Below are 20,161 nucleotides of genomic sequence, written 5' to 3' on the forward strand. Positions count from 1 at the left end.
TCGGACCACTCGATTCTGCCATTTCTTTTGCGCAGTTGCATCGCCGCGACGGTGTGAGACATACCATTCGCGCATGCAGCGGCTGAGTGGACTGGACGCCAGCTTCCTGTACCTGGAGACCTCGTCACAGCCCCTGCATGTGTGCTCGATCATCGAGCTGGACACGTCGACGGTGCCAGGCGGCTACAGCTTCGACCGGCTGCGCGACGCCCTTGCGCTACGGATCAAGGCGATCCCGGCGTTCCGCGAAAAGCTCGCGAACAGTCCGCTGAATCTCGATCACCCGGTGTGGGTGGACGACGAGAAGTTCAACATCGATCGCCACCTGCACCGCATCGCGGTGCCCGCGCCGGGAGGGCGGGCCGAGCTCTCCGAGATCTGCGGCCACATCGCCGAGCGGCCGTTGGACCGCGGCCGGCCGCTCTGGGAGATGTGGGTCATCGAAGGCGTGGCCGGCACGGACTGCCACCGCTCGGACGGTCTCGGCGGGCGGCTGGCGGTGATGACCAAGGTGCACCACGCCGGCGTCGACGGCGTGACGGGCGCCAACCTGATGTCGCAGTTGTGCTCGACCGAAGCCGACGCTCCCGCCCCTGAGCCGGCCGAGGGCGTCGGCGGGGCCCACGGCTGGCAGATCGCGGCCGGCGGCCTGGTCCGCTTCGCGGCCCGGCCGCTGCACCTGGCCAACGTGGTGCCCGACACGGTCTCGTCGGTGCTCGCCACGGTGCGACGCGCGCGCGAAGGCCTCGCCATGGCACGTCCTTTCGCGGCGCCCCGAACCGCGTTCAACGCCAAGATCACTGACCGCCGCAACGTCGCTTATGCCGAATTGGATCTCGACGACATCAAAGGGGTGAAGAACCATTTCGGCGTCAAAGTCAACGACGTCGTGATGGCATTGGTCTCGGGTGTGCTTCGCCAATACCTGACGGACCGAAATGAATTGCCGGATTCGTCGCTGGTGGCGTCCGTCCCCGTTTCGGTGCACGGCAGATCCGACCGGCCGGGCCGCAATCAGGTGTCGGCGATGTTTTCGAGTTTGCACACCCAGATCACCGATCCGGTGGAACGGCTGAAAGCCATCGCCCGGACGAATTCGGTTGCCAAAGAACACAGTTCAGCCATCGGTGCATCACTGCTGCAGGATTGGTCGCAATTCGCCGCCCCGGCGGTTTTCGGCATCGCGATGCGGATCTACGCCAGAACCCGATTCACCGACAGCATGCCCGTGCACAATTTGGTGGTCTCCAACGTGCCCGGGCCGCAGGTTCCGCTGTACATGCTGGGCTGCGAGGTCAAATCGATGTATCCGCTCGGCCCGATATTTCACGGCTCGGGACTCAACATCACCGCGATGTCGCTGCAGGGCAAACTCGACATCGGGCTGGTCGCCTGCCCCGATCTGTTGCCGGACTTGTGGGAGATGGCCGACGAGTTCGCGGTGGCGATGGAGGAGCTGCTCGCGCTCGCGCGGTAGCTCCGGTGGCGGTGCCGCTAATCAGGATCTCAGGTTTCCTCTGGCAGCATAGATTGGCATGGGCCTGTCTCGTCGCGCCAGGATCGCGCGCACGCTGCTGATCTGGACGTCGATGGCTGCCGTCGCGCTGCTTGCAGCCGGGTGTGTCCGCGTTGTGGTCGGACGCGCCGTCATGTCCGGACCGAAGCTGGGCCAGGCGGTGGAGTGGACGCCGTGCCGGGCCGCGAACCCGAAGGTCAAACTCCCGGCCGGCGCGCTGTGCGGCAAACTGGCCGTGCCGGTCGACTACGACCACCTCGACGGCGACGTGGCGACGCTGGCCATGATTCGTTTCCCCGCGACCGGAGACAAGATCGGCTCGCTGGTGATCAACCCCGGCGGGCCGGGGGAGTCCGGCATCGAGGCCGCGCTCGGTGTCGTCCAGTCGCTGCCCAAGAAGGTGCGCGAACGATTCGACCTCGTCGGCTTCGACCCCCGCGGGGTCGGGGCGTCGCGCCCGGCGGTGTGGTGTAACTCCGACGCCGACAACGACCGGCTGCGCACGGAGCCCAACGTCGACTACAGTCCGGCGGGCGTGGCGCACATGGAAGACGAGACCAAGCAGTTCGTCGGCCGCTGCATCGACAAGATGGGCAAGGACTTCCTGGCCAACGTCGGGACCGTCAACGTCGCACGGGATCTCGACGCCATCCGCGCGGCGCTCGGTGACGAGAAGCTGACCTACCTCGGCTACTCCTACGGCACCCGGATCGGCTCGGCGTACGCCGAGGCCTTCCCGCACAACGTGCGGGCGATGATCCTCGACGGCGCCGTCGACCCCAACGCCGATCAGATCGAAGCCGACCTTCGGCAGGCCAAGGGATTCCAGGACGCGTTCAACGATTACGCCGCCGAATGCGCCAAGCAGCCGACCTGCCCACTGGGCACCGACCCGGCCAAGGCGGTGGACGTCTACCACAGCCTGGTCGACCCGATGGTCGACCCGAACAACCCCATGGTCGGCCGTCCGGTCCCGACGAACGACCCACGCGGACTGGGCTACTCCGACGCGATCATCGGCACCATCATGGCGCTCTACTCGCCGAACCTGTGGCATCACCTGACCGACGGCCTGTCCGAACTCGTCGACCACCACGGCGACACCCTGCTCGCGCTGGCCGACATGTACATGCGCCGCGACTCGCACGGCCACTACAGCAACGCCACAGACGCGCGGGTGGCGGTCAACTGCGTGGACCAGCCGCCGATCACCGACCGCGCCAAGGTGGTTGACGAAGACCGCCGCTCCCGCGAGGTCGCGCCGTTCATGAGCTACGGGCAGTTCACCGGCAACGCCCCGCTGGGCACCTGCGCGTTCTGGCCGGTGCCGCCAACGAGCAAGCCGCACACCATTTCCGCGCCCGGCCTGGCGCCCACGGTGGTGGTGTCGACGACCCACGATCCCGCCACCCCGTACAAGGCCGGCGTCGATCTGGCCAACGAGCTGCGCAGCTCGCTGCTCACCTACGACGGCACCCAGCACACGGTGGTCTTCCAGGGCGACGGCTGCATCGACAACTACATCACCGCGTATCTGGTCAGCGGGTCCATCCCGCCCGACGGCGCCAAGTGCTGACGCGGCATGGCGGCAATCAAGCTGTGGCCCTAAGGCTCTGAGACCAAGGCGTAACCGTTTCGCGCTGTCCCGGGTACCCGCGGCTGCAACGATGACAGCCATGTCGCGCCTGAGATCGGTGAGCTCGGCGCTGTTTTCATTCGGGCTGCTGCTCGGTGGTCCCTGCGTCCTCGCGCCGCCCGCGGCCGTCGCCACGCCGGAACCCGGCGCCGGGCAGACGCCGGGCCCGAATCCGCCGTCGGCCGCGGCGCCGCAGGGTTGGGGAAGTTGCGGCCAATTCGTCGACGACACAAGCGAAATCCCCACCGCACAGTGCACCACCGTGCCGGTGCCGATCGACTACAACAACCCCGGCGGCGGGCAGGCCAAGCTGGCGGTGATCCGGATACCCGCGACGGGACAACGGGTCGGATCGCTTCTGGTCAACCCCGGCGGTCCCGGCGGTTCGGCGGTCGACATGGTGGCCGCGATGGCCTCGAACCTGGCGGACTCTCCGGTCCGGCGCAACTTCGATCTGGTCGGCTTCGATCCGCGCGGGGTGGGCCATTCCACCCCGGCGCTGCGCTGCCGCACCGACGCCGAGTTCGACGCGTACCGGCGTGAGCCGATGGTCGACTACAGCCCCGGCGGGGTGGCGCATATCGAGCAGCTTTACCGGCAGGTGGCCCAGCAGTGCGTCAGCCGGATGGGCACGGCGTTTCTGGCCAACACCGGCACCACCTCGGTCGCCCGCGACATGGATGCCGTGCGCCAGGTGCTGGGCGACGACCAGATCAACTATTTGGGCTACAGCTATGGCACCGAGCTGGGCACCGCCTACCTGGAGAAGTTCAGCAACCACGTGCGCGCGATGGTGCTCGACGGCGCCATCGACCCGACCGTCGGGCCGATCGACGAGAACGTCAACCAAATGGCGGGATTCCAAACCGCTTTCAACGACTACGCCACCGACTGCGCCCGCTCGGCTGGCTGCCCGCTGGGCACCGACCCGACCCAATTCGTCAACCGGTACCACGCGCTGGTCGACCCGCTGGCGACCAAGCCGGGCCGCACCGCGGACCCGCGCGGCCTGAGCTACGCCGACGCGACCACCGGCACCATCAACGCGCTCTACACACCGGCGCACTGGAAATACCTGACCAGCGGCCTGCTCGGCCTGGCGCGCGGCACCGACGCCGGCGACCTGCTGCTACTCGCCGACGACTACGACGGGCGCGACAAGAACGGGCACTACGCCAACGACCAGGACGCGTTCAACGCGATCCGCTGCGTCGACGCGCCGAACCCGACGGACCAGGCCAGCTGGGTGAGCGCCGATCAGCTCATCCGCCAGGCGGCGCCGTTCCTCAGCTACGGGCAGTTCACCGGGAACGCTCCGCGCGATTTGTGCGCGCTGTGGCCGGTGCCGGCGACGTCGGCGCCGCACGCCGCACCGCCCATGGCCGCCGGCAAGGTCGTCGTCGTCTCCACCACCCACGATCCGGCCACGCCGTATCAGGCCGGCGTGAACCTGGCCCGCCAGCTCGGCGGCCCGCTGATCACCTACGACGGGACCCAGCACACCGCGGTGTTCAACGGCCACCAATGCGTGGACAACGCCGTGGTCCGCTACCTCGTCGCCGGCACGCCGCCGCCGGCCGCCTACCGCTGCCAGTCCTGACCAGGGGCGTCTCCGGGGCCCGCCGCCAGGTGTTGGCGTCAGCCCTCGGGCCGATGCAATTCGCCGGGCGAGGCGTCCTGGATTGGATTGTCAGGCGGCCCAGACCGCGGTTGGTCTGCTGACGGGCCGCCGTGGGCCGCCGCCATCAATTCCGCGATACGTTGCGGATCTGCCCGGTCGGTCAGTTCCTTGAGAAAGGAATAGACCCCCTGCAAGGGAAATCGAAACGGTTCATCCGTCGTCTTGCGCAGGACGGCGCAGGCGAGACTGTCCTGGATGTCCGGATGCGCGGCGACGAACTCGGAGGTGATCTGGCCGGGGATCATCGGCATCATCACGCTGTCGCTCGACAGCACAGCAAGCAGGACCTCATAACCGTTTGCGGTGGCCATGTCGTAGAAGAATCCCGGCTGCACGTTGTATAAGCCGTGGTCGACCCATCCCAGGCACGTCGTCCAGTGGATCATCACGCCGCCCGGGGCGGTGTGGTCGTGAATCGCCTTATAGCAATTGGCTTGATTGAAGACGTGCTCGCTGGTGCCGTTGTTGATGCAGACGTCGAACCTTGTCCCCAGATCGAAGGGCAGGTTGAGATCCTGCTGCAGGCGATAATCATTGGGCGGGAGCAGATCGATGGCGTTGTAGCTTCGGAAGTCAAACAAAGCTTTGTAGATTCGCTTGGCGTCGGCATAGACCTCGGACATGCCGTCCGGGACCGTCTCGGCCAGCAACGCGGCGCGCCGTGGTCCTTCGGCAACAAGAAGCGGGATCGCCTGCGTCACATCAATCGTGGTCTCGGCTTCGCCGAATTCCAGGAGGCGGCAATCCTGAGGAAGCAGGCCGCGGCGCGACGCCTCCAACAGGAAGCTGAGCTCAATATTCGAAAGTGCCATCACGAAGTCGGGTTAGGTAGACGGCGGCGCATGGCGGCTGATGTTATGGCGCGCCGCCGGAACGAAAGACGACTTTTCAGCGATTAGCGAACTGTGGGATTGCAGTCCGCGTAGCCGCTCGCGTGCTTCCGAGTATGGCCTGGTCCCCGAATAGCGGTAGCGGTTCGGTAACACAGAATTAACAGCAGTTGCATACTGTTCGGGTTATGGATCGACAGAAGGAATTCGTCCTCCGCACCCTCGAGGAACGAGACATCCGCTTCGTTCGGCTGTGGTTCACCGATGTGCTCGGTTTCCTCAAGTCGGTCGCCATCGCCCCGGCCGAGCTCGAGGGTGCTTTCGAGGAGGGCATCGGGTTCGACGGCTCCTCGATCGAGGGCTTCTCGCGGGTCTCGGAATCCGACACTGTGGCCAATCCCGACCCGTCCACCTTCCAGGTGCTGCCGTGGTCCTCGGCCAACGGCCACCATCACTCGGCGCGGATGTTCTGCGACATCACCATGCCGGACGGGTCGCCGTCGTGGGCGGACCCGCGGCACGTGCTGCGCCGCCAGCTGCAGAAGGCCAACGACCTGGGCTTCTCCTGCTACGTGCACCCCGAGATCGAATTCTTCCTGCTCAAGCCGGGCCCCGACGACGGCACGCCGCCGGTTCCCGTCGACAACGCCGGCTACTTCGATCAGGCCGTCCACGACTCGGCCTCCAACTTCCGCCGGCACGCGATCGAATCCCTGGAATTCATGGGCATCTCGGTGGAGTTCAGCCACCACGAGGGCGCGCCCGGCCAGCAGGAGATCGACCTGCGCTTCGCCGACGCCCTGTCGATGGCCGACAACGTGATGACGTTCCGCTACGTCATCAAGGAGGTCGCGATCGAGAACGGCGCCCGCGCGACCTTCATGCCCAAGCCGTTCGGCCAGCACCCCGGCTCCGCGATGCACACCCACATGAGCCTGTTCGAGGGTGACGTCAACGCGTTCCACAGCCCCGACGACCCGCTGCAGCTCTCCGATGTGGGCAAGTCCTTCATCGCCGGGATCCTCGAGCACGCCTCGGAGATCAGCGCCGTCACCAACCAATGGGTCAACTCCTACAAGCGACTGGTCGGCGGCGGCGAGGCGCCGACCGCCGCGTCATGGGGTGCGGCCAACCGGTCCGCGCTGGTGCGGGTGCCGATGTACACGCCGCACAAGACGTCGTCGCGGCGCGTCGAGGTCCGCAGCCCCGACTCGGCGTGCAACCCGTACCTGACCTTCGCCGTGCTGCTGGCCGCCGGGCTGCGCGGGGTGGAGAAGGGCTACGTGCTGGGGCCGCAGGCCGAGGACAACGTATGGGACCTGACCGCCGAGGAGCGCATCGCGATGGGCTACCGCGAGCTGCCGACGAGCCTGGACAGCGCGCTGCGCGCCATGGAGTCCTCCGAGCTGGTCGCGGAAACCTTGGGGGAGCACGTCTTTGACTTCTTCCTGCGCAACAAGCGCACGGAGTGGGCCAACTACCGCAGCCACGTCACCCCGTACGAGCTGCGCACCTACCTGTCGCTCTGACCCGGATCGAGCGCCGATCAGGCTGAACGCCGGCGGCTTGCGCTACGGTCGTGGGCGTGACCAAACCCGCGACGCAGCGCCCCAGGCTGCCCAGCGTCGGCCGGCTCGGGTTGGTCGATCCGCAAGCGGCCGAACGCATGGCGCAGCTGGGTTGGTACGACCACGACGACCAGGCCCACGTCGACCTGCTCTGGTCGCTGTCGCGCGCGCCGGATCCCGACGCCGCGCTGCTCGCCCTGGTCCGGCTGTCGGAGAACCCCGACGCCGGATGGGATCAGCTGAACGCGGCCCTGCTGGCCGAACGTCCGCTGCGCGGCCGGCTGTTCGGCGTGCTCGGCTCGTCGCTGGCCCTGGGCGATCACCTGATCGCCCAGCCGCAGTCCTGGAAACTCTTGCGCGGCAACGTCACACTGCCCACCCACGACCAGCTGTGCGACATGTTCACCGAATGCGTCGACGAGGCGCTGGCGGCGCCGGGTTCGGCGATGGTGCGCCTTCGCACCCTGTACCGCGACCGGCTGCTGGTGCTGGCCGCGCTGGATCTGGCCGCGACGGTCGAGGACGAACCGGTGGTTCCGTTCACCGTGGTGGCGGCCCACCTGTCGGACCTGGCGGACGCCGCGCTGGCCGCCGCGCTGCGAGTGGCCGAAAACAGCGTGTGCGGCGAGCGGACGCCGCCGCGGCTGGCGGTCATCGCGATGGGCAAATGCGGTGCCCGCGAACTGAACTACGTCAGCGACGTCGACGTCATCTTCGTCGGCGAGCAGGCCGACCCGGTCACCACCCGGGTGGCCAGCGAGATGATGCGGCTGGCCTCCGAGGCCTTCTTCCAGGTCGATGCGGGGCTGCGGCCGGAGGGGCGCAGCGGTGAACTGGTCCGCACCGTCGAGTCGCACGTCGCCTACTACCAGCGCTGGGCGAAGACCTGGGAGTTCCAGGCGCTGCTGAAAGCCCGTGCGGCGGTGGGCGACGCGGAGCTCGGCCAGCGCTACCTGGACGCGCTGATGCCGATGGTCTGGGTCGCCTGCGAGCGTGAGGATTTCGTGGCCGAGGTGCAGGCGATGCGCCGCCGGGTCGAGCAGCTGGTGCCCGCCGAGGTCCGCGGCCGCGAGATCAAGCTCGGCAGCGGCGGATTGCGCGACGTGGAATTCGCCGTGCAGCTCCTGCAGCTGGTGCACGGCCGCGGCGACGACTCGCTGCACGTGGCGTCGACGGTGGACGCGCTGGCCGCGCTGGGCAAGGGCGGCTACATCGGCCGCGAGGACGCCGCCAACCTGACCGCCTCCTACGAGTTCCTCCGGCTGCTCGAGCACCGGTTGCAGCTGCAGCGGCTCAAGCGCACCCACCTGCTGCCCGAGGCCGACGACGACGAGGCGGTGCGCTGGCTGGCGCGGGCGGCCCACATCCGGCCGGACGGGCGCCATGATGCGGCAGGGGTGTTGCGCGAGGAGTTGCGGCACCAGAACCTGCGGGTGTCCCAGCTGCACGCCAAGCTCTTCTATCAGCCGCTGCTGGAATCCATCGGACCGCCAGGGCTGGAGATCGCCCGCGGCATGACCTCCGAGGCGGCCGAGCGCCAGCTGGCGGCGCTGGGCTACGAGGGCCCGCAGTCCGCGTTGAAGCACATGTCGGCCCTGGTCAACCTGAGCGGCCGGCGCGGCCGGGTGCAGTCGGTGCTGCTGCCCAGGCTGCTGAACTGGATGTCGTACACGCCCGACCCCGACGGCGGGCTGCTGGCCTACCGGCGGCTGTCCGAGGCGCTGTCCGGGGAAAGCTGGTACCTGGCCACGCTGCGCGACAAGCCCGCGGTGGCCCGCCGGCTGATGCACGTGCTGGGCACCTCGGCGTACGTGCCGGACCTGCTGATGCGTGCGCCGCGGGTGATTCAGGACTACGGCGACAGCCCGTCCGGCCCGAGGCTGCTCGAGGCCGACCCCGCCTCGGTGGCGCGGGCGCTGGTCGCCTCGGCCAGCCGTTATTCCGACCCGGTGCGCGCGATCGCCGGGGCGCGCACGCTGCGGCGGCGCGAGTTGGCCCGCATCGCCTCCGCCGACCTGCTCGGCATGCTCGAGGTCACCGACGTGTGCGCGGCGCTGACGTCGGTGTGGGTGGCGGTGCTGCAGGCCGCGCTGGACGCGATGATCCGGGCAACAACCCGCCTGAGGACGCGCAGGCGGCGGCGCGGTCGCGCCACCAGACACGGCCAGTGCTGGCAGTGGGTCGGCTGGGGCGGCGGCGCGTCGGGTCACGTCCTGACGCCGACGCGATGTTCGCATCGCAGAACCCGCACGCCGGCGTCGAGGATATCCGCAGCAGTTGCTTTGACTGGGCGCGACCGCGCCGCCGAACAGATCTGGGCGCGCTGGATCGCACAGCGTCGACCCGCCGTTGGATGGTCGATCGCCAACCGTAGGCTCCGAGGACGTCGCCAGGGCCGCTGGTGCACCCCGTCGTCCACGCCGCACTACTCACTGAGCAGTGGCAGCAGCCGTGGGTAGACTCAGGCACGTAAGCTGCGCGCAGCACTCGGGCGCTTCGGCGACGCTGGAGACTGCTGCGGTTCCCGCTGATGGCTGACGCTGATGAAAATTTCGGCCGGCGTGTATCCGCCGAGGCGTGATGCAGGAGATAACGGGCGGATCGGGCGCCCTGCGTCGATCTGAGCGGTTAGCCGCGGCGCGGCGCGGACGCACGACGCACGCGAGTTGGGCCGCGATTTGGCCGACGTCGACGACCGCGCAGCTGCGCGGTTCACGTGCGCATCGCGCATCGATGCGCGCGCTGCACAACACCTCGACGCTGCAGTGCCTGGATGCGATCGCCGCGGCCGACCTGGTGCCCGCCGACGAGGTGGAGCTGCTGCGGCAGGCCTGGCTGACCGCCACCCGGGCGCGCAACGCGCTGGTGCTGGTCCGCGGCAAGCCCACCGACCAGCTGCCCGGACCCGGGCGTCAGCTCAACGCGGTCGCCGTGGCCGCGGGCTGGCCGACCGATGAGGGCGGGGAATTCCTGGACAACTATCTGCGGGTGACGCGGCGAGCAAAAGCGGTGGTGCGCAAGGTGTTTGGGAGTTGAGTCAGGAGGCCGGCGCGTTGGATGCCATATTCGAGGTGCTCAGCGCGGCGGAGGCCGATCGCGTGACCGCGCTGTACGCTCCGCTGGCCGATGCGGTCCGCGAGCTCGTCGACGCCACCATCCGGACCGAGGCCGACGACGACGTCGTCGCCGAAGCCAAGCGGGCGATCGAAGCCGTCACCGCGTCGTTGCGGCAACGCACCCGCCCGCTCGGGGTGAGCTACCGCGTCAACGGCCGCCCGCTGCCGCTGGGCAACGCCGCGATCGGCGTGTGCAACCCCATCGCCCCGCCGATCGTCGTGCACCACGAGGGCGACGGGCGCTGCTGGAGCGAGTTCACCCTCGGCTCGGCGTACGAGGGTCCGCCCAAGCTGGTGCACGGCGGCGTCAGCGCCCTGGTGCTCGACCACATGCTCGGCGAGGCGGCCAGCGAGGGGCTGTCCAAGGCACGCTTCACCGGCACCATCACCGTCAAGTACCTGCGTGGCACCCCGCTGGGCCCGCTTCGCTGCGAGGCTTGGGTCGACGGCAAGGAGGGCCGCAAAGTCTTTGCGCGCGGCACCATTTCGGATGCCGCCGGCGTCACCGTCGAGGCCGACGGCGTCTTCATCGAGCCGGCCTGGGCGCAGGAGGGGCAGTGAAGTTCTACATCAGCAGCGCCTTCCTGAACACCCGCGAGATCATCGAGCTCGCCAAGGCGGCCGACGAGCTCGGCTACGACGGGATCGGCATCCCCGATCACGTCGTCAACCTGGAGACGCTGGACACCCCGTACCCGTACACCAAAGACGGGGAGCGGCGCTGGCAGCCGTTCACCGACTGGCCCGATCCCTGGGTGCTCGTCGGTGCGCTGGCGCAGGTCACCACGCGGTTGCGGTTCGTCAACACCGTCTACATCCCCGCGATGCGCAACCCGTACTCGGCGGCCAAAGCCATTGGCACCGCGGCGGTTCTGGCGTCCGGCCGGGTGGAGCTAGGTATCGGCGTGGGGTGGTGCCGCGAGGAGTTCGCGCTGATGGGCGAGCAATTCGAGGCCCGCGGCAGGCGCACCGACGAAATCATCGACTTGATGCGGGCGCTGTGGTCGCCGGGCTGGACCGAGTTCGACGGCCAGTTCTACCAAACGCCGCGGCTGGAGATGCAACCCACTCCGCCACCGATACCGGTGTATGTCGGTGGGCTCAGCGACATCGCGCTGCGGCGCGCCGCCCGCAACGACGGCTGGATCGGCGATCTGATCAAGTCCGAGCGGGCCATCGAGGCGGTCGGCCGGCTGCGGGAGATGCGCGCCGAAAACGGTTTGACCATGGACGGTTTCACCATCCTGACGCCGCTTACCGACGCGTTCACCACCGCCGACTACCAACGCGTCGAGGACGCCGGCGTCACCGGCATCATCACCATGCCGTGGATGTTCTACGCCGGTCCCGATGCCGGCCTGGACGACAAGATCGACGGCATGCAGCGCTTCCGCAAGGACCTCGCGCTCGACGGCTAGGCGACACCTGATTCGGCGCAGCGGGGCACCTAACCGGGGGCGAAGGCACGCTTGCGCGACCCGACATCGCTTATGTTTCGGGAACCCTTGCCCGGAACGGAGTCCAGATGCGCCTTACGATGTGCGTTGCGGCTGCGGCCGTCGGAGTGGTGACGGCAGCGTGCGGTGGTTCACCGTATGCGGGCATCTCGACGACCACGGGTGGGAACCACATCAACACGGCCACGACCATCGTGCCGCAGGCCACGTCCGCCGCCGCCGTCGCCTATCTGCGGTCGCTGATCCCGACGCCGGCGACCACGAACAGAACCGACGGCCCCGATCCCATTCATGACGGCGGCATCCGTTCGCACTTCTTCGTCAACGGGTCTCCGGCCGACGTGATGAGGGCCTATAAGGTCGCGCTGTTGAGCATGAACTGGACGCTGATCGTCGACAGCGCGGGTGACGGGCCGGGCGGCGGCGGAGCCACGTATACCGCCAGGAATGGCAACGCCTTCGGGGTCTTCACCGGAGGGGGCTTCGGCAGCACGACGGACATCGACGCCTGCGCGTGGCCGTCGGCGCCCGCCGACAAGGACTGCGATCGGCACGAATAATCCGGCGACGCGCTGAGCGCAACCGACCGTGGCGTTCATCGCCGGGCTACCCACCACCGGCACGGATTGCGGCGTTCTGTGCGCAGCGGCTCAGTTGACCCTGATGACGAGCTTGCCGAGGTGGGTTCCGTCCCGCAGTCGCTCGAATGCCGCTCTCGCGTCTGCGAATTCGAAGATTTCGTCGATAACCGGTGTGAGCCCGGTGGTGGTGACGGCCCGCACGAGGCTTTGAAGATCTGTGCGGTCGCCCACCGTGATGGACCGAGTTGTTGCGTCGGTGCCCTTGAGCAAGAAATAGTCGATCCCGGGATTGTCCTCGCTCAGGAAGCCGATCAAGGTCACTTCGCCGCCCACGGCGACCGCCCGCAATGACTGCTCGATGGTGGCCGGCCCGCCAACTTCGACGACGCGGTCCACGCCGCGACCTTGGGTCAATTCCCGGACCCGTTGGCCCCATTGAGAGTTGGCACGGTAATTGATCACCTCGTCAGCGCCCAGCGACTGCAATACCTCCGCCTTTTGAGCACTTGAGGTTGTCGCGATGACACGAGCACCGGCCAGTTTCGCCAGCTGCACGGCGAAGACCGATACCCCGCCCGAACCGAGCGTCAATACGGTTTGGCCGGCGCGGATCGGCGCGGGACCGCCTAGCGCATTCCAGGCGGTGACACCGGCGCAAGGAAGCGTGGCGGCCTGTTCGTCCGACAGGGCGGGTGGCACGGCGACCACCGCTTCCTGGGATACCACTTTGTATTCAGTGAGCCATCCGTCCTGTCCGCTGCCGTAGCTGTCGGACTCTGCGGTTGCCGGCAGGGGTCCACCGAACCACCTGGGCTGAAATGTTCCCACCACCCGGTCGCCGGGGCGGTAGTCGGCGACGCCCTCACCTATCTCGACGACTTCGGCAGCGGCGTCGCTGCACGGCACCAAACCGATTGCGGCGTCACGCACGTAGCGGCCCAGTGGGATCGCTATGTCGCGGTAGTTCAGCGCGACCGCTTTGATCCGCAGCAGGACTTCTCCCCGTTGCGGTGAGGGGACGGGTTCATCGTGTAACCGCAGGCCGTCCAGCCCGCCGTGGCTGTCGAATCGATATGCGCGCATAGCGATAGCCCTTTCAGTCGGAGGTCAGTCGCGGATGAGACCGGTGTCGCCCGTCAGGAAATCGGCACCACCTCCACCGCGGTCTCGGGTCGGGGGATCAGGACGGATTCGGTGATCAACGGGCCGATTTCGCACACGGCGCTCTGCGCTACCACGTGAGCACGAGACGGCCCCGCACACCGCCGGCCTCCAGCCGCCGGTGCGTCTCGGCAGCCTGCCCGGCGGGAAGGGTGTCTGCCACACGCAGGGTCAGGACGCCGGCTTCCACGAGATCGCGCAGGGTGTTGAGAACGTCGGTGCGTGTGGTGTGTTCGGTGACGGAGACCTTGTGCCACACGATGTTTCGTTCTGCGGTGCCGACGTGCTGGCGAGCTGAGGTGATGGCGCCGCCATCGCGGACCGCGGGAACGATCGCATCGTTGTACAGTGCGCCGTCGACGACACCGTCGACCCCCTCGGGTAGTGCTTCACGAATGCGGTCGGCCAGCTTGTCTCCGCGGGGGACGACGATGTCTGCCCCTAACCCTTTCACCAACTGCTCGTCGGTTTCAGCGGCGTCAGCAATGACTTGCAGCCCTTGATATTTGGCCAGTTGGATGGTGTAGCCGCCCAAGGCTCCGGCCGCGCCCGTCACCGCGACCGTGCCGCCGGGGGGAACGGCTAACGCCTCGAGCATGGCGTAGGCGGTCACCGCGTTCATGAGCAGAGTGGACGCGGCAACGGCTGTGACGTTACCCGGTGCCCGCACAATCGAGCGTGCGTCGGTGACCACGTATTCGGCGTACGCGCCGACATCGCCCATCGGGCTGAGCGTAAGGCCGATGACTCGTTCGCCGACCGCGATCGGTGCGCCATCGGCGGACTCGTCGATAACGCCGCAGAAGTCCCATCCCGGTACGTAGGGCGGTTCGGGGTAGCTTCCTCCCGGAAGCGTATCTGGCGCATACGTCCTCTGCATCCAGCCCGACCGCGCCGCCGTGTCAGCGGGATTGACCGCCGCCGCCTGCACGCGGACGCGAACCTGCCCACGCCCCGCGTGGGGCTCCGGCAACTCCAGTAGGCGCAAGACCTCAGGACCACCGAATTCGGTGTAGCCGATCGCTTTCATACCTGACCACAACCGATCATGTGCACTCCTATTCCCGAGGATCGACGTCTGTTACCCGACAACAAATGAAAAGGGCAGGGCAAAGCGGTATTTCATCCGGATGAATGCAGTTCGACGCGCAGCAGCGCGGCGTTGCGCACGATGCCGCGTGGGGGTGCGGTGGTGCCTCCATCGGTGGTGACATAGAAGATTTTTCCTCGCTGTCCGGGACCGCGTCCCCAAGCGGCGCTGGACGGTCCGATCAGCGCTTCGTCGAAGGGTTCGCCGGCGAGGTGACGGACCTCGCTGCTGCGCCGTGGATGCAGCGGTACCCGGTCGATGGTGTTGGCGCGGTGGCGGGTGACGTAGGCGAACCCGGCGTCCTCGTCGAGGCAGAAGTCGTCGGCGTTGTCGATCGCGGCGACGAACTCCGGCGCCCCGGCCGGGTTGCGTGTCAAGGGGTCGACGGCGACCCGCATGAACACTTTCTGCGCGGTGGAGGTGTAGTACAGGTAGCCGGTCTGGGTGCTGTAGTGCAGTCCGTTGATACCCGGTTGGGGCGGGGGCGGCAGGCCGCTGTCGGGGTCGAAGGCCATGGTGTCGTGCGTCAACCACACCTCGGCTGTGGCCGTACGGGCGTCGCAGGCGAGGTCGACTCGCCAGATCAGGCCGGCGAAGCAGTCGGCGACCGCCAGCGCGTCCGGGCCCAGCAGGCAGGCGCCGTTGAGTCCGCGGACGCGGTCGTCGAACCGGCAGATGGTCTCGGGGTGGACGGGGTCCCCCGTTGCCCAACCGGCGAGATCGATTCTGACGAGCAGAGATTCGTGGGTCGTGTAGGCCTCGCTGAGGCAGAGAACGAACACGTCGGGCGCGATTTCCGCAATGCCGGTGACCGGATGGTCAAAGCGATGCAGCAATACGGGGTCCACCAGCGAATCACTCTCGGCGGCCGGGACATACCAAAGCTCCTTCTGCAACACCGCGGTGATCAAGACGGAGCCGTCAGCGCGCACGGCCAGGTTTTCCAGAAAATACTTTTTCGGGAAGAACGCCACGGGTGTCAACGTGACGGTCGGCAGGGGTATATCAGGCATGTCTGGTCCTATGTTCGGGGTGTCTTCAGCCTGGAGCGCGATGTGCAGGGCACGCAGCCCGGCACGAGGTGAGTCGGAGGATTCGCGTAATGGGCGGCTGCTCACTGGTCCAGCCCGGTAGCGTCGGCGGGCACATCGAAAGCGCCCAGCGTGAGGCACACCATGGTGAACCAGCCGAGCAGCACCGTCACGTCAACGATCCCGGCATCGCCGAGCAGATCTTTTGCACGCCGGTACAGTCCCATCGGAACCAGCCGCTCTGCCAGCAATGTCGAGGCAAGTTCGTAGACCACCTGCTGGCGTGGCTCGCTGAAGGATGTCGGCAACCCGGTGATCAACGCTTCGACGTGCCGCGGGTCGAGGTGGCCGTCCCGCTCGCCGATGATCTCGTGCTCGGAACCAGCGTACGCACTGCGCCATCGGCCGCACACCAGGTTGGTCGCGATCTCGATTTCTGCCTTGGTCAGCGTCGAATCGCGCTGATAGTAAGCCCCGGTCGGCACGATCGTCTTGGACAACGTCGGGTTAGCCAGCCATATCCTGTGTGGACCCGGCACCAGCCCGCGTAATTCGCGGGTGAGGTCATAAGCCTGCTTCATCTCCGGTGACATCGCATGCACCGGCGTCTCCACAAACCGGCCGAAAGTGCCGAATCCGCCTGCGTCACTCATCGATTCATCTCCTCGTCAAATCCGAACCGGCATGCGATTCAGTCGCAATAAGAGAATGGGCGTTCATTTTTATGATGCCACTGCCATGCGACCGCGTCAAACGCGAACGCTCATGTGCGTTTGGGGTAGGGTGTGACGATGCCGAAGGTGTCACTCGAATACCGCGCCGAGCGGCGCGCGCACATCCTGGCCGCGGCACGCAGGTGCTTCGTGCGCGACGGCTTCCACGGCACTTCGATGCAGGATCTCGTCGACGAGGCTGGAGTGTCCTCAGGGGCCGTATACCGCTACTTTCCCAGTAAGGACGCCGTCATCGAGACGATCGCCGCCGAGAACCTTGATCAGGTTGTCAACGTGATCCGCGCATCGATTGAGGACGGCTTGACCGCCGAAGCGGCCGTCGGCGCCGTCCTCGACTTCGTCACCGCCCGCCACGCCGAGGATGGATTTGCAGCGATCGCGCTACTTGTCTGGTCGGAGGCCATGCGGAACCCCGTTCTGGCGGAACGGCTCCGCGCCTCGATCACGGACGCGGCCCGGCTCTTGCGATCGCCCAAGCGCGCCGCCCGCGACGCTGCTGCGATGACGGATCTGCTGTTGTGTGTCCTGCCCGGCTACCTGATGCAGTTGGCCCTCACCGGACCGGCGGCCGTCAAACGCATACCCCGAACCGTGGAGAAAGTTTTCGGACCATCGGCCTGATGCCGGTGGGCCCAACCCTGCGCCGATAAGGCCTGGATCGATCGCCACAGATAACCGCGAGACGCGCCAAAGACGAACCACCCGCACGGCGAGTGCCGCGCGGGTGGTTTCGTCAAGCCGACCTAAACGTCGTAGTACAGCGCGAATTCGTAAGGGTGCGGCCGGATTTGGACCGGCAGAATCTCGTTCTCGCGTTTGAAGTTGATCCACGTCTCGATCAGGTCGGGCGTGAATACGCCGCCCTCGGTGAGGTATTCGTGGTCTTCTTCGAGCCGGTCGATCACCGCGGACAGCTGCGTGGGCGCCTGCGGGATGTTGGCGGCCTCCTCGGGCGGCAGCTCGTAGAGGTCCTTGTCGACGGGCGCCTGCGGCTCGATCTTGTTCTTGATGCCGTCCAGGCCGGCCATCAGCATGGCCGAGAACGCCAGGTACGGGTTGCCCGACGAGTCGGGACAACGGAACTCGAGCCGCTTGGCCTTCGGGTTGCTGCCGGTGATCGGGATGCGGACACATGCCGACCGGTTGCGCTGGCTGTAGACCAGGTTGATCGGCGCCTCATAGCCGGGCACCAGGCGCTTGTAGGAGTTCACCGTCGGGTTGGTGAACGCCAGCAGCGACGGCGCGTGGTGCAGCAGGCCGCCGATGTAGTGGCGGGCGGTGTCCGACAGGCCGGCGTAGCCGGTCTCGTCGTACATCAGCGGGGTGCCGTCTTTCCACAGCGACTGGTGGCAGTGCATGCCGGAGCCGTTGTCACCGAACAACGGCTTGGGCATGAACGTGACGGTCTTCCCGTGGGCCCACGCGGTGTTCTTGACGATGTACTTGTAGAGCATCATGTCGTCCGCCGCGTGCAGCAGCGTGTTGAACTTGTAGTTGATCTCGGCTTGGCCGCCGGTGCCCACCTCGTGGTGGCCCTTCTCCAGGCTGAAGCCGGCCGTGATCAGGTTGGTCAGCATCTTGTCGCGCAGGTCGACGTAGTGGTCAACGGGGGCGACGGGGAAGTAGCCACCCTTGGGGCGCACCTTGTAGCCGCGGTTGGGGCTGCCGTCGAGCTCGTTGGGCGAGCCGGTGTTCCACCAGCCCGCGATCGCGTCGATCTCGTAGAACGAGCCGTTGGTGCGCGAGTCGAAGCTGACCGAGTCGAAGATGTAGAACTCGGCCTCGGCGCCAAAGTAGGCGGTGTCGGCCACGCCGGTGCTGATCAGGTAATTCTCGGCCTTGCGGGCGATGTTGCGCGGGTCGCGCGAGTACGGCTCGAGGGTGAACGGGTCGTGCACGAAGAAGTTGAGGTTCAGCGTCTTGGCTTCGCGGAACAGGTCGATCTGCGCGGTCGCGGGATCGGGGAGGAGCAGCATGTCGGATTCGTGAATGGACTGGAATCCGCGAATCGACGAGCCGTCGAAGGCTAAACCGTCCTCAAAAACGCTCTCGTCGAAAAACGAAATCGGGATTGTGAAGTGCTGCATGATGCCGGGCAGGTCACAGAACCGGACGTCGACAAATTCGACGTTTTCGTCCTTGGCGAGTTTGAAGACGTCGTCGGGCGTCGTTTCCGTCACAGAATGCTCCTTTACTTGGTGAGATCCGCGGCCTGACGCTATGGAGCAGATGTTGCCCGTCAGTCAACCCGATGTTGCGCGCACGTTACGTGACCATGCCACACGCTAAAAGTGGCCGCTTCGGCGGCGGGTTCTATTGTGGGGCCATGGATCGCAAGATCGTATCTTTTCCGATGGCAGGGCGCACCGTCCGCCCTCCTTACCAGGCCGTTCCGGCCGGTTATTCGGACCGCGGTCCGCGCCGATGATGGCGGAATCACCATCCGCATACCCCGGGGAGAAGCTCGGATTCCCGCAGAGCGGGCCGGGATCGCTGGCGCCGATGGGGCGCCGGTTGGGCGCGCTGATGATCGACTGGCTGATCTCGTACGGTCTGGCCGCGCTGGCCATGCGCTTCGGCTGGTTGTCCCAGCCGGCGCTGTCCACCGCGGTCCTGGTGATCTGGTTCGTGCTGGGTGTGGTGTTTTTGCGATTGTTCGGGTTCACGCCCGGCCAGCTGGCGCTGCGCCTGCAGGTGGTGACGGCGGACGGGCGCGGGCAAGTCGGCCTGGGCCGGGCGGTGGTGCGCGGCGTGCTGATCGGGACGGTGGTGCCGGCGTTGTTCACCGACTTCGACGGCCGCGGGATGCAGGATCGGCTGACCGCGACGGCCGTGGTGCGCCGCTGATTTGCGCTTGCGACCGCTGCTGACCTGATGGCGGCGACCCGCTGCGCCCGGCTTCGCCGCGCTTGCGACCGCCGCTGACCTGATGGCGGCGACCCGCTGCGCCCGGCTTCGCCGCGCTTGCGACCGCCGCTATTTGCGGCGCACGGTGCGCTGCACGCCGCGCATCTTGCCGGAGTTGGGCAGCGGCCCCTTGGGCAGGACGGCGGCCCCGGCCCGTGACCCCAGCGCGGCCAGCCGCGACTCCAGGGTGTCCATCTGCTTCACGGTGATGTTGGCCGGCAGCTTGGTCAGGTGGCGCTCCAGCTTGGCCAGCGACACCTCGTCCTCGCCGTTGCCGACGATGATGTCGTAGATCGGCACGTCTCCGATCAGTCGCGCGGTGCGCTTCTTCTCCTGCGCCAGCAGCGGTCGCACCCGGCTCCCAGCCCCCTCGCCGACCAGGATGACGCCGGGCCGGCCGATCACCCGGTGCACGGCGTCGAAGTGGCCGGTCGCGGCCACCCCCGGGGTCACCCGCCACTTGCCGCGCATATTGTCCAAAGCCCATGCGGCGGCACCGGTTTGGCCTTCGGCCTTGCGGTACACCGACTTCTGGGCGCGGCGCCCGAACACGATGAAGGCGACCAGTCCGCCCAGCACCACCCCGAGCGGGATCAGGGTGATCATCGTCAGCCCGCCGGCCCAGATGCCGACCCCCACCGAGATGCCCACGATCAGCACGAAGGCGCCGATCATGTACGGCAGGAGGCGCTTGTCCTCCTGGCGCTGAATGTTGAACGCCTGCCACAGCTGGGTGCGCCGCTCCCGCGCGGCGGCCTTGCGGGCGGCCTGCGCCTGCGCTCGGGCGGCCTTGTTTTCAGCGGCGGTGCGGAGTTTAGCCATAGTGAAAGAATACGTAGGGCCGCGACGGGCG

At 67.2% G+C, this 20,161-nt stretch carries 16 protein-coding genes and 1 pseudogene; 10 read left to right on the top strand and 7 right to left on the bottom strand.

Annotated features, from left to right (window positions below; all coding sequences use genetic code 11):
* Positions 1-73: 73 nt before the first annotated feature.
* The 3 genes from MTY59_RS19060 to MTY59_RS19070 all read left to right on the top strand — a co-directional run bounded on the left by MTY59_RS19060 (position 74) and on the right by MTY59_RS19070 (position 4,752).
* Positions 74-1,477 (top strand): WS/DGAT/MGAT family O-acyltransferase, encoded by a 1,404-nt coding sequence (locus MTY59_RS19060; protein WP_221042530.1) that lies wholly within the window; start codon positions 74-76, stop codon positions 1,475-1,477.
* Positions 1,478-1,529: 52 nt separating this feature from the next.
* Positions 1,530-3,092, top strand: a complete 1,563-nt coding sequence (locus MTY59_RS19065) for an alpha/beta hydrolase (protein WP_221046526.1) — start codon at positions 1,530-1,532, stop codon at positions 3,090-3,092.
* 91 nt (positions 3,093-3,183) lie between these two features.
* Positions 3,184-4,752 carry an alpha/beta hydrolase gene (locus MTY59_RS19070; RefSeq protein WP_221042531.1) on the top strand — a complete coding sequence of 523 codons (1,569 nt, stop codon included), beginning with the start codon at positions 3,184-3,186 and terminating at the stop codon, positions 4,750-4,752.
* A 38-nt stretch (positions 4,753-4,790) separates the two neighbouring features.
* Here the strand turns inward: MTY59_RS19070 and MTY59_RS19075 are convergent, their stop codons facing one another.
* Positions 4,791-5,648, bottom strand: a complete 858-nt coding sequence (locus MTY59_RS19075) for a class I SAM-dependent methyltransferase (protein ID WP_221042532.1) — start codon at positions 5,646-5,648, stop codon at positions 4,791-4,793.
* Positions 5,649-5,851: 203 nt separating this feature from the next.
* Here MTY59_RS19075 and glnA (MTY59_RS19080) point away from each other — a divergent pair, with 203 nt between their 5' ends.
* The 5 genes and pseudogenes from glnA (MTY59_RS19080) to MTY59_RS19100 all read left to right on the top strand — a co-directional run bounded on the left by glnA (MTY59_RS19080) (position 5,852) and on the right by MTY59_RS19100 (position 12,364).
* A complete protein-coding gene (gene glnA / locus MTY59_RS19080) occupies positions 5,852-7,192 on the top strand; it encodes a type I glutamate--ammonia ligase (RefSeq protein ID WP_221042533.1) in 1,341 nt (446 codons plus the stop codon).
* Between the two features lie 50 nt (positions 7,193-7,242).
* A pseudogene (locus MTY59_RS19085) lies at positions 7,243-10,267 on the top strand (bifunctional [glutamine synthetase] adenylyltransferase/[glutamine synthetase]-adenylyl-L-tyrosine phosphorylase).
* On the top strand, positions 10,264-10,908 hold the full coding sequence (locus MTY59_RS19090; RefSeq protein WP_221042534.1) for a PaaI family thioesterase: 645 nt from the start codon (positions 10,264-10,266) through the stop codon (positions 10,906-10,908). The pseudogene MTY59_RS19085 and the gene MTY59_RS19090 overlap by 4 nt, the downstream one beginning before the upstream one ends.
* Positions 10,905-11,765 (top strand): TIGR03619 family F420-dependent LLM class oxidoreductase, encoded by an 861-nt coding sequence (locus MTY59_RS19095; protein ID WP_221042535.1) that lies wholly within the window; start codon positions 10,905-10,907, stop codon positions 11,763-11,765. Before MTY59_RS19090 ends, MTY59_RS19095 begins: the two co-directional genes overlap by 4 nt.
* Before the next feature lie 107 nt (positions 11,766-11,872).
* The gene (locus MTY59_RS19100; RefSeq protein ID WP_221042536.1) at positions 11,873-12,364 is read left to right on the top strand and encodes a hypothetical protein; all 492 of its coding nucleotides are present in this window, start codon (positions 11,873-11,875) and stop codon (positions 12,362-12,364) included.
* A 90-nt stretch (positions 12,365-12,454) separates the two neighbouring features.
* On the opposite strand, the gene MTY59_RS19105 is transcribed toward MTY59_RS19100, so the two are convergent.
* The 4 genes from MTY59_RS19105 to MTY59_RS19120 all read right to left on the bottom strand — a co-directional run bounded on the left by MTY59_RS19105 (position 12,455) and on the right by MTY59_RS19120 (position 16,320).
* Positions 12,455-13,468 carry a zinc-dependent alcohol dehydrogenase family protein gene (locus MTY59_RS19105; protein ID WP_221042537.1) on the bottom strand — a complete coding sequence of 338 codons (1,014 nt, stop codon included), beginning with the start codon at positions 13,466-13,468 and terminating at the stop codon, positions 12,455-12,457.
* Positions 13,469-13,616: 148 nt separating this feature from the next.
* The gene (locus tag MTY59_RS19110; protein ID WP_221042538.1) at positions 13,617-14,576 is read right to left on the bottom strand and encodes an NADP-dependent oxidoreductase; all 960 of its coding nucleotides are present in this window, start codon (positions 14,574-14,576) and stop codon (positions 13,617-13,619) included.
* A 92-nt stretch (positions 14,577-14,668) separates the two neighbouring features.
* A complete protein-coding gene (locus MTY59_RS19115) occupies positions 14,669-15,649 on the bottom strand; it encodes a hypothetical protein (RefSeq protein ID WP_221042539.1) in 981 nt (326 codons plus the stop codon).
* Positions 15,650-15,750: 101 nt separating this feature from the next.
* Complete coding sequence (locus MTY59_RS19120) at positions 15,751-16,320, bottom strand: carboxymuconolactone decarboxylase family protein (RefSeq protein ID WP_221042540.1); 570 nt, start codon at positions 16,318-16,320, stop codon at positions 15,751-15,753.
* 138 nt (positions 16,321-16,458) lie between these two features.
* Here MTY59_RS19120 and MTY59_RS19125 point away from each other — a divergent pair, with 138 nt between their 5' ends.
* On the top strand, positions 16,459-17,022 hold the full coding sequence (locus tag MTY59_RS19125; protein WP_250160602.1) for a TetR/AcrR family transcriptional regulator: 564 nt from the start codon (positions 16,459-16,461) through the stop codon (positions 17,020-17,022).
* A 122-nt stretch (positions 17,023-17,144) separates the two neighbouring features.
* On the opposite strand, the gene glnA (MTY59_RS19130) is transcribed toward MTY59_RS19125, so the two are convergent.
* Entirely contained in the window at positions 17,145-18,581 is a 1,437-nt protein-coding gene (gene glnA, locus MTY59_RS19130; protein ID WP_221042542.1) for a type I glutamate--ammonia ligase, read from the bottom strand.
* Between the two features lie 244 nt (positions 18,582-18,825).
* On the opposite strand from glnA (MTY59_RS19130), the gene MTY59_RS19135 reads away from it, so the two are divergent.
* Complete coding sequence (locus tag MTY59_RS19135; protein ID WP_221042543.1) at positions 18,826-19,248, top strand: RDD family protein; 423 nt, start codon at positions 18,826-18,828, stop codon at positions 19,246-19,248.
* Between the two features lie 129 nt (positions 19,249-19,377).
* Here the strand turns inward: MTY59_RS19135 and MTY59_RS19145 are convergent, their stop codons facing one another.
* Positions 19,378-20,130 carry a DUF4191 domain-containing protein gene (locus tag MTY59_RS19145; RefSeq protein WP_221042544.1) on the bottom strand — a complete coding sequence of 251 codons (753 nt, stop codon included), beginning with the start codon at positions 20,128-20,130 and terminating at the stop codon, positions 19,378-19,380.
* Positions 20,131-20,161 lie beyond the last annotated feature (31 nt).

The organism is Mycobacterium senriense, from assembly GCF_019668465.1.
Lineage (GTDB): Bacteria > Actinomycetota > Actinomycetes > Mycobacteriales > Mycobacteriaceae > Mycobacterium > Mycobacterium senriense.

Coding starts and splice junctions, on each gene's coding strand:
- MTY59_RS19060 (WP_221042530.1), top strand. CDS start 74: ATGCAGCGGCTGAGTGGACTGGACGCCAGCTTCCTGTACCTGGAGACC.
- MTY59_RS19070 (WP_221042531.1), top strand. CDS start 3,184: ATGACAGCCATGTCGCGCCTGAGATCGGTGAGCTCGGCGCTGTTTTCA.
- glnA (WP_221042533.1), top strand. CDS start 5,852: ATGGATCGACAGAAGGAATTCGTCCTCCGCACCCTCGAGGAACGAGAC.
- MTY59_RS19100 (WP_221042536.1), top strand. CDS start 11,873: ATGCGCCTTACGATGTGCGTTGCGGCTGCGGCCGTCGGAGTGGTGACG.
- MTY59_RS19105 (WP_221042537.1), bottom strand. CDS start 13,468: ATGCGCGCATATCGATTCGACAGCCACGGCGGGCTGGACGGCCTGCGG.
- MTY59_RS19110 (WP_221042538.1), bottom strand. CDS start 14,576: ATGAAAGCGATCGGCTACACCGAATTCGGTGGTCCTGAGGTCTTGCGC.
- MTY59_RS19115 (WP_221042539.1), bottom strand. CDS start 15,649: ATGCCTGATATACCCCTGCCGACCGTCACGTTGACACCCGTGGCGTTC.
- MTY59_RS19120 (WP_221042540.1), bottom strand. CDS start 16,320: ATGAGTGACGCAGGCGGATTCGGCACTTTCGGCCGGTTTGTGGAGACG.
- MTY59_RS19125 (WP_250160602.1), top strand. CDS start 16,459: ATGCCGAAGGTGTCACTCGAATACCGCGCCGAGCGGCGCGCGCACATC.
- MTY59_RS19135 (WP_221042543.1), top strand. CDS start 18,826: ATGATGGCGGAATCACCATCCGCATACCCCGGGGAGAAGCTCGGATTC.
- MTY59_RS19145 (WP_221042544.1), bottom strand. CDS start 20,130: ATGGCTAAACTCCGCACCGCCGCTGAAAACAAGGCCGCCCGAGCGCAG.